The organism is Halobacillus trueperi (genome assembly GCF_003386945.1).
Taxonomy (GTDB): domain Bacteria; phylum Bacillota; class Bacilli; order Bacillales; family Halobacillaceae; genus Halobacillus; species Halobacillus aidingensis.
In genome coordinates this window covers 50,658-65,118 of the sequence record NZ_QUAE01000019.1, presented here as the reverse complement: position 1 = coordinate 65,118, position 14,461 = coordinate 50,658, and the positions used below count along the sequence as shown (strand labels likewise).

Sequence of the window (14,461 nt, the reverse complement as noted above, 5' to 3'; positions counted from 1 at the left end):
AGTAACAAAGGAACTTATAATGTAGTACATACCTTTAGATGGAACGCCGAATGCTGGGAAACTAGCACGTTCGGTGTGGAGCAGGGGAAAAGCTGGAGATAACCTCAAACGCTTACCTATTGCTAACAACTGCTTAACATAAGCCTATGACCTATTTGAGATTCTTAATGTCGTATTTGATTGACATTGTCAAATTAAAAAAAGCTGGCGCTAACCAGCTTCATTATCAATTGAGAGCAAGATAATTATTACTTACCTTGATATGTTTCTATTAATTTTTCTATATTAATTTTTTTCATTTGGAGAAATGTTTTTGTTAATCGCCTCAATTGTTCTGTTGTCCCATTTGCCATCATTTCTCCCAAAACTTCAGGCCAGATTTGCCAGGAGACACCATACCTATCTTTTATCCACCCACATTGTTCGGCTTTTGGATCTGAGGATAGCTTTTCCCAGTAGTAATCGATCTCTTCTTGATTTTCACATCGCACTAATAGTGAAATAGCTTCATTAAATTTGAAATTATGTGACTGAGCACTATCCATAGCAGCAAACCATTGCTTTTCAAGCATAAAATCTGTAAACATTACAGTCCCTTCTTCATCTTGTTCCATGCCTGCCGGATAACGAGCGATATCCCCTCGTCTTGACTCACTGAATACAGAAAGATAAAAGTCGCTGGCTTCTTCTGCCTTCCCTACCACATCTTGAACATACATCAATGAAGGTACGATAAATGGTCGTTCTTCACCATCCGGGTCCGTGAGCATCAGCTGCCATGTCAGGCCATACTTATCCTGGATCCATCCGTAACGTTTACTGAACGGATATTCTTGAAGTGGCATAAGTGGTGTACCTCCTTGGGACAGCTTTTCCCAAACCTGATCTAAATTTTCCCTTGCGTTCTTATCTTTAGAAGGGTCAAAATTGATAAAAAAAGAAATAGAAGGATTAAATTGGAAATGTGGACCACCATTTATGGCCTTGAATGAATATCCTGCAATATGAAAAGATACGGCGTCACTATCTCCAGATGGCGTATTACGAAGTGTTGTGATATTGGTAATTTTTGAATCAGGGGAAATAGATGTATAAAATTGTGCTGCTTCTTTGGCTTCCTGATTAAACCACAGATGGGGGACAATTTTTTGATTGGTGATTGATATTCCTCCTTTTCATTATGAATAATACCTTACTGATTTTATACTAGTTATTTAACTTCTTTCAGATGCTCTTCCAGGCGGTTCCAAGTTTCTGTGATGCCCTGCAGCATGCCCATATCCATGACTTTATTGAGAGCTTCCGCAGACTCATACTCTGTCCGGTTAATTAGCTTCGTCTTTCCATCTATATCGATGAATTCCAAAGTGATCTCGGACGAAGGAATTGTTTCGTCAATATTACCATCAGCATCCGAGAAATAATCGGTATAAGTAATCATCTCTGGTTCAATAATATCCTTGTAAACGACTTTTCCCCAAGACTCCATCCCATAATATTCTCCTTGACCCTGATCCATACACTTCATACAGAAATGCCAAGTGCCACCCGGTCGGAAATCAACGTGGCAAACTGGAAGTTCCCATCCATTTGGACCCCACCAATGCCTGAGATGCTCAGGTTCTTTAAACATTTTAAACACGAGGTCGCGCGGGGCATCGAAGTTGCGCTCCAGTACTAGCACCCGATCGTTCTCTACTCTAGATTTTAATTCATTGATTGACATTTTAATTCCTCCCTTGAAATGTATAAACCTTTTACCTGTACAGCAAAGTATTTATCTTCATCATCGTCAAAGTTAAATACTCTTAGGGAAAGGATGACTATTATGTCTCAAAACTTGATATTTCTACTTGTGAGTCTCTCCAAATAAGTTATAGGGGGGGCACTGCAAGATTTTTTTATGGTTTCGTTGCCTAACATCTATTCAGTGTTTTTTTCCTTTAAACCATTAAGATAACCTTCCAACCGATCCATCCGCGATTCCCACATTCGACGGTGGGAGTCAAGCCACTTATCCATCTCTTGAAGTGGTTCTGGTCTTAGCTTATATATCCGACGATTAGCTAGCGGCTGAACCTCAACAAGACCAGCTTCGCTCAAAACGCGAAGGTGTTTTGAAGTTTGAGGCTGATTTAGGTTTAACTTCCCTGCAATCTCTCCCACTGGAAGAGGTTCGTCAAGTAGAAGGTCGACTATAGCAAGACGGTTGGGTTCTGCTAGTGCACTAAATGTTTGTACGTTCATGATGAATTTTCTCCTAACATGTGTATTTTTCATAAATAGTGTATGGTGTTACATTATAGATCACCTCCAAGTTTTTCACTTTAATCTATGTGGCTCTTGGGTGTTAAATTAATTATTCCTTATAAGGAATATTCCCGTCAAGGAATGTTTGGGTGTTTTCTCAGAACGATAGGAAATACCTATAAAAAATAGGTCAACCAGATAAACTGGTTAACCTTATAATACGAACGGGGGCGATTATTCAATAAGAATGGTCTCCTTTTTTGGTGAAGAGTTGGAAAGGATTGTGGGGGAATCAGCTACAAAATAATAAGCTTGAAACTAGATAGGGTCTTCTTTAGTAGATATATTAGAAACGAAGTGAAAATATCGAAGTAGGACTGTTAACGAGTCTTCGTGTAAAGATTAGAGGTGGTCAAAGTGATAAGTTATATTAAATTCTTCTTCTGCATGATTGTCGGCCTTTTGCTATGGAATGTATTGTTCTCATCTGATAACCAGACACTCGTTGACATTATTGGGATCTCTTTTTTTACTACATTTTTCAAATGGTTATATGAGGTGTCTTTCGAAGGGTCAGAGGGTACTGAAGAAATTTAAATTAAGGTCATAAATGGAGATGGAAATAATATGAGATGTTTATGTAAACAAAAAGGAACGAATGAATTAAAAGTTGAAGGAGATGTGGGCGCAGATCCTATCTGGTGTAATCGCTGTAATTGTAACCTTGACATAGAAGAAATTCCAATAAAACTCGATTTGAAGCTGGAGTTATTTGAATGGGTTAAGAAGTAGTGGAATGGATTGATTGGGATAACGGTGGAATAGTTCCTAACGGCGTTGAACTTGAAGAAGAGCATAATAAAGAAGGATTGAAATTAACAGAAAAAATACAGAAAGAACTTGAAGGAAAATATAAACTTTCATTTTCACCTTCGACATTTGCGAATGCATATACATAGGGAAAAGTCATCCTTATTGTATTAACAGGTGCTAAAGTAAAAGATTCCACAAGATATATCTCGAACTTGAGTCTTACATAAGCAGAGGCGTTTGTTCAATATAGAATATGTTCACTAATAGAACAAGAGAGAGGGAGGAGAGTTTTTTATGAAAAGAATCGTAATTGGCGGATTCATAATGTTAGGTGGATTATTAATAACACTAACAATTATTTTATCTGGAGCTATATATGCAACCCAAATTACGTCATGGTCTGGAAAGTCAAAGTTATGGCACGCAATTTTTGGTGAGAAACAATATGGTGATGAAGTCGTACAGTCACTATTCTTAGGGTTTCCATTCATATTAGGAGTAATCATTACAGTCTTGGGTTTAGTTATTTTAGGTTTTGAATATTACAAAACTATTGAAAAGCAAGATTAAGTGAACTTTTGCTCAACTAAAGTGTGAGTTCCACTTCAAGATATCTTTAAACCAAGTCTAGGCTAGTCTTATGAGTGAACAAGAATTGCAGGAAGACCTGAAAGCTCTATTGCAAAAATATGAGCAAAACCGTAAATGACAACATTATTCATAAATTATATAAGAGAAAGATTTAAACTCTCAACAATTAGCTGAAGTGATGAAAGCTAGACAAACCAAGTGATGCATTCTTTGTATAAAGAGATTTAAAGCTTGAAATCGATTCTTAAATAATCGGGGGCTTTAGTTTAATAAGCCCAATACTAAAAACGAACTTCCAATCGCATGGAAGTTCGGTTATTTACAAGATAATATCATCACTATTAGGGGTTATCATTAGGTTACTCACCTAATACTCTTATATTTATATCATATCTGCCGAAGTTACTGTATCCCTTATAAAAGAAAAGCGTATGAAATCAAGAGTGTAAAATCTGATTTCATACGCTTTTTCATTTTAATTTAGTTTAGTACAGTGACCAGTTTATACTTATATCCGATCTGCTGTTGAGGATTATTGAACTGCAGCCTGAACGTCGATCACTCCGTTTCCATAATAGAAGGAATCACCAAGAGGAACAGCTGTGTCAATTAATGTTTGTCTAACCTGATCATTCGTCAATGCTGGATCATCTGCCAATAGTAAAGCAGCTGCCCCTGCGACATGCGGGCTTGCCATGGAAGTACCGTTAAAGCGCTCATAATCATTACCTGGTACAGAACTTAAAATATCAACACCAGGAGCCATTACTTCAAGTTCATCCCCGACACTGGAAAATGATGCTCTATTATTGGCACTATCTACAGCACCAACAGCCATGGCTGCTTCATATTTTGCAGGATAACCGATGGTGTTTTTCTTCCCTCTAGATCCTTCATTTCCAGCAGCAGCTACGACTAATAAACCTTGAGCATCAGCATTGTTTACCGCTTGTTCTAGAGTGGCCGAACCACGGCTTCCTCCTAGGCTCATGTTAATGATGTCCATGTCATTGCTAATGGCCCACTCAATTCCTTGAGCAATTCCGCTGTATGAACCGCTGCCTTCACTGCTTAATACTTTAACAGCGTAGAGCTCAGTAGATGGTGCTACACCAAGAACACCTAGTGAATTATTTACACCTGCAACCGTCCCAGCTACGTGGGTCCCGTGACCATTCCCATCCACTAAGGCGTTAGGTTCACCGCTTACAAAACTCTCTCCGCCAGCTACGTTTAAGTCTTCATGTGCTCCATCAATACCAGAGTCCAGAATCGCTACCTTTACACCATTCCCAGTCGTTCCTTGAGCTTGGACATCATCCGCATTAATTTGGGAGATTCCATAGGGCGTAGTCTGACTCGTTGCCTGTGCGGTATGATCTTTCTCTACATACGCTACATTAGGGTTGTTGGATAAGGCTTTTACTGCCTGTTCCGGCAGCTTGGCATGTACAACATTCATATATTTATATTCATGAAGTACTTTCCCTCCTGCGCCTTTTACGGCATTCTGGTTCACTTTTGATTTAAAGCCAATTAAGTATTCTTCTACTTGTGCCTTTTGCTCCGCCGCTTTTTCAACGGAAGCTTGGGCTATGTTATTGAATGAAAAAACTAAAGCAAACACTAACATAATCCCGGCTAATTTCCACATGTGTTTACGCATCCAATTCCTCCTTTGAATTTTATTCAGAACTATTAATATATTCTGAATAGTTATAACATTAAGGTAACACATGTGTGATGACTCGTGTTTGGGAAATGGGTATGTAAAAAAGCGGCTTAAAGGGGGTTGAAGGATCAACTTGGGCAAGTTTGATAATGGGATCGTTCTTTCAGTGTCATTTTTTTAAAAATAGAAGTCGATAGAGGAAAAAGAGGATCATCCCTAGGTACGGAAAGGATAAAGAAATCTCCAACAATGCTTGCGAACAAACCTTGTGTTTACATTAAGGTTTGTTTTTTTGATTAAATGTATGGAAAGAGAACCGGCTAAGGTAAATGAAATCGGAAACTTTAATAGATTAACGTAGTACAAAAGCACTCCCTTTAAACAGTAGAATCGGTTTATACAGTTTATTCTACTAATGGTATAAACTAGTAATTATATCTTTTAGACTAGGGGGTCAATAATGAAAAAAACAGTCATGACTGGTATGGCAGCCATTACGATGCTTGCTGCTCCTCTAACAACCGCAGCAGAGGCGCCTAAATGGCACAATGTCAACGTGAATGAAACACTGCAGGAGGAAGATGGCAGTCTTTTTAACAGTGAAAACTATGATTTTTTGAAGTACTCGAAGGTGGACGACAAATTACAGGAAATCGCCAAACAAAGTAACCGGATTACAGTGGAAAGTTCGGCGGAATCATCCGGCGGCCATGATCTTTATACGGTAACCATCTCCGATCCATCGGCCAAAGGAAAGTATGGGTACCAAAAATCGTTGCGAAAGAAAATGTTCAAGAACCCTGAAAAAGCTCAGGCATTTATTGATAAACATCCTGACTTTAAAGTGCCGGTGATGATTAATGCATCTATTCATGGCACGGAGTTTGTAGGTTCAGATGCTGCGCTGCAGTTGATTGAGCGTTTTGCGACAGCCAATGACCAGCAAACGAAGGAGCTGCTTGAAAATCATATTCTTATTTTTAATGTGGTCGCGAATCCTGACGGCCGGATCGATGCGACACGTTTTAACAGCAATGGCATTGACTTGAACAGAGATTTTATTACACAGTCTCAAGCAGAAACTAAACATACCGTGGAGTTGATCAAAGAGTGGAATCCCATGGTCTTCCTTGATTTGCATGGCTATGTGAAAAGCTATGGCGGAGCAGATCATCCAGGTTTAATCGAGCCGTGTACACCGCCGCACAATCCGAACTATGAGTATGATTTATTCTCGAATTGGGCGCTTGATCAGGCTGAAGCCATGGAAGGAAGCATTGTAGACAACCGTACAGATTATGATAATACGAATACTTCAGGCGTCGACTACCAATCGATGACAGGTACATACATTCCACAGCGGGATGATCAGGCGGGCTGGGATGATTATCCACCGATTTTTACACCGATGTATGCGATGTACCACGGGGCTTATGGGTATACACTTGAAGCACCGACGAATGATTGGGATGGCGTCCAATGGCATTATGATGCGGTTATGGGAGCACTTGAATTTTCCAATGATAACAAAGAACAAATGATCAAAGACCAAATCGAAGTATTCAAACGCGGCATCCAATTTGATCACCCGTACCATACGGAAGGATTCTTCCCGCAGGCGTATATTTTACCTGTAGATGAAACAGACCCTACAGCAACTGAAAAGGCCGTTGAGCATCTGATGTTCAATGATATTGATGTCTCTGAGGCGAAGAAAGCATTCGAATATGAGGGTATCTCGTACCCCGCGGGAACGTATATCGTAGACATGAGCCAGGCGAAAGCTGGACTTGCGAACACGATGCTGTGGGATGGAGAAGATATTACCGATATTACCCCGTCTATGTATGATATCTCTGCCTGGAATTTACCAGAATTATGGGGCTTTGAAGCGGTAGAAGTTAAAGCGGAGAGTTCCTTCAATGTAAAGACGAACGACGTGAAGAAAGTAAAAGCCGATGGGGAGTTAATTGGAAACGGTCCCTATGTGATTCCTAACTCTTCTGTAAAAGCTATTCATCTCGTGAATACTTTGGTAAAGAATGGGTTTGAAGTGACCATGGATTGGGAGCGATTCTATGTGGATGCAGACAAGTCGCCTGAATTGAGAAAACTTGTGGAAGCATCTGGCATAACCGTCAAATCCGTCGAGGCTGTTGATGGTGAACCATTAACTTCTCAGAAAGTAACGATTTTAAAAGACGGCGGAATGAACAAAGCTCAATCGCATGCCGGCACACGTTTAGCTTTGGAACGACTTGGGTTTGAAGTGCAGGAAATCACACCAAGAGAACTGGCAGACCAAGGATTAGGAGAGACAGATGTCTTTTTCTACAACGGCACATCAAACTTGATTTCGTATAACAATAGGTCTGCGAACGCTGAATTCGGACTCGAAGATGAGGCACAGTATCAGTCCTTTAAAGAAAACATCCACTCCTTTGTTGAAGATGGAGGGAAATATATTGCTGTTGGAGCTGGCGCTTCCGATGCCGCGAAGCAACTGGGGCTGACGGATGTCACTGTTCATCAAGGTGATTACAATAGTAATGGAATCGTCCGAGTGAATTACGAATCTGGTTCGCTAACGTCTGGTTATGGAGCAACCGATTATGGTTTCGTCTATCGCCCGGTTTGGTACACAGATGTGGAAGGAACAGATGTCCATGCCACTTTTAAAGACAGCAGTAACTTCTTTATGGCTGGACACTGGGAAGACCGCGCGGATGCTCAAGGGCAGCCGGTCATCATAAAAGAACAGGACCAGGACGTAACACTCATTGGACTTGAAGCAGGCTTCCGTGATCACACGGACTACTTATTCCGCCTCTTCTCCAACGCCATTTACACTAAATAGCCATACGTTATATAAGCCCCCCTTCAGTCAACCATATTCTGGATGACTGAAGGGGGGCTTTTTTGGTTTCTGCAATCAAAGAAAGGTGGGTCCTTTCTGCCTAAGATTTTATATATTTTGTCGATTGGAATAAACTATCTCCATAAAGGAGTTGGTACCGTGGATGTTAACGGAAAAATAATCCGAGGAGAGTTTGATCGTATCAACGACGAATTTGTACTAAATCAAGTGAAGCACTTTATGACTCAATCCACTCTTAATAAAGACCAATTGGATACAATTTATGATTATTTGAATAATCATAAAGATGAAGAGGATGGTCAAATTCTTACGTTGAATGAACAGATGCTCGTTCGGTTGAGTCAAGAAGAGTCGAGTCAATTTATAGAAGACTTAAACCAGATTCGTGATTTGTATCAATAAATTCGGAAAAGGATTGTCACAAGGCCAAAGACAAAGCATAAGCCCAAGCCCATTCACTTGGACTCATAAACGAGCACGAAGAACGGACTACAACAAGTGTATCCATTCATCGTGCTTTTGTTCTATTTTTCTTGTTTATGTTTTGGCGATTGCTATGCGGGGAAATAGGGGCATATTCGGAGGTGCAGCTTATGAAAAAACATCGGAAATGGTGGATCGGATTGCTCGTACTGGTTGCCATCGGCCTCGGAGTCTTCGGGTTCCAATCATCGATGTCACATCAAAAAGAAGAACAAATTGTCTCTCTCGGGGATTCATTGACATACGGAGTCGGAGATGAAAGTGGCCATGGGTATGTCGAGAATCTACAACAGTGGTTCGATAAAAATCACGACGATCCGGTCACTGTTGATAATTATGCCATTCCCGGCCAGCAAAGTGATGGAATGCTCGGCCAAATGAACGAAGCAACCGTAATGAAATCGATTGAAAATGCGGACTACATTCTATTTTTTATCGGAATGAACGATATCATTAAAAGTAATGGAGGAGACCTTTCTCCATTAAATGAAGATAAAATCGCCATTGGGAAAAAGGATTATGAGAAGAATGTCAAACGAATCTTGGATCAGATCCGCGAGGAAAATCCAGAGGCACCGGTTTTGTTTCTCGGTTTGTACAATCCTTATCCGGACAAACCTGAGATCGGTAAAATCATCAAAGACTGGAACGCAACGAGTCAGTCGATCGTAGGTTCTTATGAGGGTGTCACGTTTATACCAACGAACGATTTGTATGAAGAAAAGTCGTCGCGTTATTTTAGTGATGCTGTCCATTTGAATGAACAAGGGTATGAAAAGCTGACGATGCGGATCATCAAAGCTTATGATTTCGGTGAATAAAAAAAGGGCTTCCCTGTGAGGAAGTCCTTTTTGATGGATTTCAACTGGAGAATAATCTACCCAATTGGAAGCCGGTCCAGGCTAAAGTAATTCCAAGCGTGTAGCTGAGGACGGTGTACAAGATGAACGTTTTCCAGTTCTTCTTTAAACGGAGCTGGATCGATTCCAACTTGAAGGTAGAAAAGGTTGTAAATGCACCGAGGATGCCTGTTCCTAAGAAGAGCACCCAGAATTTTGAGAGATCAAGTCCTGTGATAAGACCGAGAACAAAAGAGCCGAGCAGGTTGACAAAAAGGGTGGCGACAGGGAGAGCGGATACCGTACGTTTGCTGATCCACTGGCTGATCCCATGCCGGAGAATCGCGCCGATAAATCCTCCCGTGCCGACAAGTAACAGTTTAGTAAACATCAGGAAGCCCTCCTTCGGCCGAGGGTGAATCCGAGCATAGAGAAGGCTAGACCACCAAAAATACTGATGCCTATGTAAAGAAGGCTGAGTAATAGGTCTCCACGTTCATAAAGAAAAACAGCGTCCATGCTCAGGGTGGAGAAAGTCGTATACGAACCGACAAGCCCTGTTCCGAGCGCTGCTTTCCATTTTGCAGAAAGGGAATATCTCTCAACGATCCCCATGGTGAACCACGCCAGGATGAAGCTTCCTGTCAAATTGACAGTCAGCGTGGAATAAGGAAACCACTGGTCCGGACTCTTCAGCCATTCACCGATCAGAAACCGAAGGGATGCGCCAATCATCCCACCTATTCCGACATAAAAATAAATCATTCCACAAACCTCCTACAAACCTAATCGTTATTATATAGACTTTCGGAGTAATTTGAAAGGAATGCTTTTTTTACAAGGCAAGAAGCCTTATAATTTACATAATAGTACCAAACGAAAGAGGGTTACGCATGATACGCAGAATTTTGAAGAACGTTGATTTTACAATCCTATTCGCCGTATTGGCTTTATCTGCATTCGGCACAGTGATGGTGTACAGTGCCAGTATGGTCAGTGGTGTCATGGTATATGAAGTAACCCCTGATTTCTTTTTCAAAAGGCAGCTGATGGCCTGGGGTCTCGGATTGTTCGCCCTCTTTATAGGGATCATCTTTCCTTACAAAAACTACCGCCGCTTATTTAAGCTGATTTTGCTCGGAACGGTCATCCTCCTTGCCTTGGTATTCGTATTCGGACATACGTCCAACAATGCCCAATCGTGGCTGCCTGTTCCAGGGCTTGGGAAATTCCAGCCGGCTGAATTGGCCAAGATGTCTTTGATCATTTACATGGCAACGATTTTTACGAAGAAGAGTGGGTATATTGAAGACTTCACGAGAGCGTTACTGCCGCCGATTATTTTGATGATGCTGGTCGTTGCAATGATCTTGAAACAACCGGATTTAGGCACAGCCTTGATTGCCCTCGCTGTTTCAGGACTGATCATCATGTCAAGCGGAATAAAAAAGGTCCACCTCTTTTCCATGATCGGGATTGCTCTTGCAGGAGCGATCTTCATGTATAATTTTGCACTTAGTGAAGAGCAGCTCTCCCGTTTCGACGGTGCTTACCAACCGTTTGAATACGCGGATGATGCCGGGTACCAGCTGATCAACTCTTACCTCGCGATCCATAATGGAGGATTGTTCGGCACAGGACTTGGAGCTGGCGTACAAAAACTTGGATACTTACCTGAAGCCCATACCGACTTCATCATGGCGGTCATTGCCGAGGAATTAGGCGTGATTGGTGTCGGAGTGGTGTTATTGTTACTTGGTTTGATCGTGCTGCGTGGATTCTATGTCAGTATGGAAAGCCATGATACGTTCGGACGCCTGCTTGCCATCGGAGTGTCTGGTTTAATCGGCATTCAGGCGATCATTAACCTCGGTGGTTTGACCGGTCTTCTACCTTTGACTGGAGTTCCACTTCCGTTCGTCAGTTATGGCGGAACATCACTGCTCATGATGATGTTCTCCGCGGGAATGCTGATCAACATCCATGCCATATCTAAAATTAAAAAAGAACAGGAACAAAAAGTAGCTGCATAAGCGATGAACGTCACCGATTAAGGTGGCGTTTTTTTGTTATGGCCATAGTGCTCATCTCGAAGGCGAAAAATAGGTGGAACGCGCCAAAGAGTGTTCGAATCGCGCCAAAGGATAGGTGGAACGCGCCAAAGAGTGCTAGAATCGCGCCAAAGGCCGGGAGGAACGCGCCAAAGAGTGTTTGAATCGGGCCAAAGGCCAGGTGAAATACGCCAAGGAGCATGAGAAACGTCACCATAGCATGAGAGAACTGGTCAATGAAATAAGATAAAGAAAACTATAAAAACAATTGAAACGTAACTGCATCCTCATTCGTTAGTATGGTAAAGGCTATGATTTTGGTGGGTGATAACCTGAAGGAAAGGAGAGGCGTTGGTGGAGATCTTTATTTTTCCCTTACTTTTCACTCCATTTTTGTTAATTGGATATTTTGCATACCAATCATCAGGATACAAGAAAGGCAATATCGTCATGCACTTGGATGATTGGTACAAAGATTACAATAAATATGTGAAGGCTATTGAAATCGAATTAAGAAATCGAGGGAAAAAGGTAAATTACTTGGGGAATTTCCGATTTGAGATTGATGGGGAACTTTACATCTTACACCCGCAAATTGTAACGAATGCCCGTGTGCCGACTCAACGTACAATATTGAAACCTGAAACATGAAGGGTCACTCGTCTTTGGATAAGAGGAATTCGTTAAGGTAATCAACTGTATTGAAGGAACGTACGATTTTATACAAAGCTTTTCCAAGCTGAGCATTTAGTAAGGAGGGATCTTATGAATTTTGTTATTGCGATTGCGATGATTGTAGCACCCGCGGTGTTTTTAATTTACTGGGGAAAATCAGGGTTCGATTACGGTGGGAAAAAGGATGAAGAGTAGATGGCTGGTTCTTCTCTCTCTTTTGATCTTAATCATCATTGCGGGGAAAATGTATGACGATCATCGTGTCCAACCACTCACTTGGCTGATCCCAGACGACCCAGCCCCGTTTGAATACATGCATTTTTCAGTAGGAAAGCAATCACCTGAAGATGGCGGCATTTATCAGTGGTCGACAGAAGATGAACAGGTGGCCCGGGAACTCTTGGAGTATCTTGGGGACTTTAAAGTGAAGAAAATAAACGAAGGTCGCTATAATGAGGATTTGAATCAAGGAGAAAGGTTCAAGTTCGAGATACACCATACAGGGAGGAACCCGATTATTGTGCACGGGAAAGAAACAGGTGTCCACCTATTGGTCGGTAACTATTATGAAATTGTTGAAGGCAGTATTGACCCTGAATGGTTGAGAGTCTTTAGCGATCAACATGGAGGTGAAGCATGAAGATTCGAAAAGCGAAGCCTGAAGATGTTCCAGCGATTGCAAAGGTCCATGTGGATGCCTGGCTGGAAACATACCGTGGAATCGTTCCGGATACTTACTTGAACCGCCTGAGCTATAAGAAAAGAGAGCGTCTGTGGGAGGAAAATATAAAAAAATACAACATATCTGTCATAGAAACGGAAGAGGATGGGGTTTTCGGTTTTGCCACTTGGGAAGGTGGGTCCAGTGGTGGAGGATATGAGTCAGAGTTGAGCTCGCTTTACATACTTAAAAAATATCATCGGCAAGGGGCAGGGAGACTTTTGCTCTCTTCCACCTTCCGGGAGCTCAAGGAGAGAGGGCATAGAAATCTGGTTGTAAAAGTACTATCAGAAAATCCTGCGCGTTACTTTTATGAAAAGATGGGAGCTGAGAAAGTAGAAGAGGATTCCATTTCCATTGAGGGCAGAAGGCTTATGGAAACCATTTACTCGTGGAAGATAGATGGTCAGGAATATTGATTTCAAGTCTTGAAAGACGGGTGCTTTCTATTAGGATAGGAAGTCGACTCGTATAAAGAATAGAGTGGGAGATATCGAATGAAAAAAATAATGAATCCTTTTATAAAACTAAAATCTATAGTAGATCGAGACGATTACAAGGATATCCTTGCCTTGAAAAATCTGTGTCTTGAAAAAGAGACTGTGACACTAAAACTAGAACTGGATTACAAATTAAGTAAAGCTGCTTATGAAAGAAAAGGGATAGATCGGATCAATGAATTTATGTTTTATGATGAAGGAACGCTTATGGGATATATTGGGATCTGTCAATTCGGTGCGCAAACATTAGAAGTGAATGGGATGGTTCATCCTGAATATAGGAGGATCGGGATCTTTACTCGTTTGTTTTCTTTGGTTAGAGATGAGTGGTTGAACAGGGATTCGCAACAAATGCTTTTGTTGTGTGACCGAAATTCTTCATCTGGAATTGAATTTATAAAACGGATGGGAGCCGTTTATGAACACTCGGAATATGAGATGTTTTTGACAAATGAAGGCAGCGCATCCGCTGCCATTGAAAGTATAAAACTTAGGAAGGCCCAAAACGAAGATGCAAAAGAAATCGCCAGACAAAATGCTATATTCTTTCAAGTAAGTGCTCCAGAGGAAGGTTTGAAACTACCGGAAGAAGAATCGATGCATGGAGTGGATACTTTTATGGTTGAACGAAATCAATCGGTTATTGGAAAAGTCCATCTCGAAGTTCACAATGGTGTAGGAGGAATTTATGGATTAGGAGTTCTGCCGGAATATCGAAGAAAAGGGTACGGTAGAGATATCCTGATGAAAGCGGTAGAGATATTAAAAGAAAAACAAGTTCAGCAGATTATGCTTCAAGTGGCAGTGAAGAACAATCATGCATTAAATTTATACCGGTCCTGTGGTTTCGAAGAGACTTCTACAATGGATTATTATAAACTCAAAAAAAAATGAGTTCATGGAAGCTTTTTGTAATAATTGACGATATATTTATTATGTAAACTTCAGTTGTGAGGGAGAAGCGGCACATGACCATAGGTTCCGCTTC

At 41.2% G+C, this 14,461-nt stretch carries 16 protein-coding genes; 10 read left to right on the top strand and 6 right to left on the bottom strand.

Features of this window, described 5'->3' with window-relative positions; all coding sequences use genetic code 11:
• Positions 1–248: 248 nt before the first annotated feature.
• The 3 genes from DYE48_RS17015 to DYE48_RS17005 all read right to left on the bottom strand — a co-directional run bounded on the left by DYE48_RS17015 (position 249) and on the right by DYE48_RS17005 (position 2,247).
• Complete coding sequence (locus tag DYE48_RS17015; RefSeq protein WP_341865625.1) at positions 249–1,145, bottom strand: VOC family protein; 897 nt, start codon at positions 1,143–1,145, stop codon at positions 249–251.
• Positions 1,146–1,210: 65 nt separating this feature from the next.
• Positions 1,211–1,726 (bottom strand): SRPBCC domain-containing protein, encoded by a 516-nt coding sequence (locus DYE48_RS17010; RefSeq protein ID WP_115824690.1) that lies wholly within the window; start codon positions 1,724–1,726, stop codon positions 1,211–1,213.
• Positions 1,727–1,923: 197 nt separating this feature from the next.
• Positions 1,924–2,247 (bottom strand): ArsR/SmtB family transcription factor, encoded by a 324-nt coding sequence (locus DYE48_RS17005; RefSeq protein WP_115824689.1) that lies wholly within the window; start codon positions 2,245–2,247, stop codon positions 1,924–1,926.
• A gap of 794 nt (positions 2,248–3,041) precedes the next feature.
• Between DYE48_RS17005 and DYE48_RS21435 the strand changes: the two genes are divergently transcribed.
• Positions 3,042–3,209, top strand: a complete 168-nt coding sequence (locus DYE48_RS21435; RefSeq protein WP_244199464.1) for a hypothetical protein — start codon at positions 3,042–3,044, stop codon at positions 3,207–3,209.
• Positions 3,210–3,357: 148 nt separating this feature from the next.
• The gene (locus tag DYE48_RS16990; protein ID WP_115824687.1) at positions 3,358–3,633 is read left to right on the top strand and encodes a hypothetical protein; all 276 of its coding nucleotides are present in this window, start codon (positions 3,358–3,360) and stop codon (positions 3,631–3,633) included.
• Positions 3,634–4,186: 553 nt separating this feature from the next.
• Here the strand turns inward: DYE48_RS16990 and DYE48_RS16985 are convergent.
• A complete protein-coding gene (locus tag DYE48_RS16985) occupies positions 4,187–5,320 on the bottom strand; it encodes a S8 family peptidase (protein ID WP_115824686.1) in 1,134 nt (377 codons plus the stop codon).
• Positions 5,321–5,786: 466 nt separating this feature from the next.
• On the opposite strand from DYE48_RS16985, the gene DYE48_RS16980 reads away from it, so the two are divergent.
• From DYE48_RS16980 to DYE48_RS16970, 3 genes are all read left to right on the top strand, one after another.
• A complete protein-coding gene (locus DYE48_RS16980; RefSeq protein ID WP_208639668.1) occupies positions 5,787–8,183 on the top strand; it encodes a M14 family zinc carboxypeptidase in 2,397 nt (798 codons plus the stop codon).
• Positions 8,184–8,342: 159 nt separating this feature from the next.
• The gene (locus DYE48_RS16975) at positions 8,343–8,606 is read left to right on the top strand and encodes a hypothetical protein (protein ID WP_115824684.1); all 264 of its coding nucleotides are present in this window, start codon (positions 8,343–8,345) and stop codon (positions 8,604–8,606) included.
• A 191-nt stretch (positions 8,607–8,797) separates the two neighbouring features.
• A complete protein-coding gene (locus DYE48_RS16970) occupies positions 8,798–9,508 on the top strand; it encodes a DUF459 domain-containing protein (protein ID WP_167449543.1) in 711 nt (236 codons plus the stop codon).
• Positions 9,509–9,548: 40 nt separating this feature from the next.
• Here the strand turns inward: DYE48_RS16970 and crcB (DYE48_RS16965) are convergent, their stop codons facing one another.
• Both crcB (DYE48_RS16965) and crcB (DYE48_RS16960) read right to left on the bottom strand, forming a co-directional pair.
• Positions 9,549–9,917, bottom strand: coding sequence for a fluoride efflux transporter CrcB (crcB, locus tag DYE48_RS16965; protein ID WP_115824682.1), 369 nt, complete (start codon positions 9,915–9,917; stop codon positions 9,549–9,551).
• On the bottom strand, positions 9,917–10,291 hold the full coding sequence (crcB, locus tag DYE48_RS16960) for a fluoride efflux transporter CrcB (protein WP_115824681.1): 375 nt from the start codon (positions 10,289–10,291) through the stop codon (positions 9,917–9,919). The genes crcB (DYE48_RS16965) and crcB (DYE48_RS16960) overlap by 1 nt, the downstream gene beginning before the upstream one ends.
• Positions 10,292–10,419: 128 nt before the next feature.
• Here crcB (DYE48_RS16960) and DYE48_RS16955 point away from each other — a divergent pair, with 128 nt between their 5' ends.
• The 5 genes from DYE48_RS16955 (at position 10,420) to DYE48_RS16930 (ending at position 14,367) form a co-directional block, all read left to right on the top strand.
• Positions 10,420–11,559, top strand: a complete 1,140-nt coding sequence (locus DYE48_RS16955; RefSeq protein WP_115824680.1) for an FtsW/RodA/SpoVE family cell cycle protein — start codon at positions 10,420–10,422, stop codon at positions 11,557–11,559.
• Between the two features lie 372 nt (positions 11,560–11,931).
• Entirely contained in the window at positions 11,932–12,228 is a 297-nt protein-coding gene (locus DYE48_RS16945; RefSeq protein WP_115824678.1) for a hypothetical protein, read from the top strand.
• A 208-nt stretch (positions 12,229–12,436) separates the two neighbouring features.
• Positions 12,437–12,892: a hypothetical protein gene (locus DYE48_RS16940; protein ID WP_115824677.1), complete on the top strand. Its 456-nt coding sequence runs from the start codon at positions 12,437–12,439 to the stop codon at positions 12,890–12,892.
• Positions 12,889–13,392 carry a GNAT family N-acetyltransferase gene (locus DYE48_RS16935; RefSeq protein ID WP_115824676.1) on the top strand — a complete coding sequence of 168 codons (504 nt, stop codon included), beginning with the start codon at positions 12,889–12,891 and terminating at the stop codon, positions 13,390–13,392. Before DYE48_RS16940 ends, DYE48_RS16935 begins: the two co-directional genes overlap by 4 nt.
• A 78-nt stretch (positions 13,393–13,470) precedes the next feature.
• Positions 13,471–14,367: a GNAT family N-acetyltransferase gene (locus tag DYE48_RS16930; RefSeq protein WP_115824675.1), complete on the top strand. Its 897-nt coding sequence runs from the start codon at positions 13,471–13,473 to the stop codon at positions 14,365–14,367.
• Positions 14,368–14,461 lie beyond the last annotated feature (94 nt).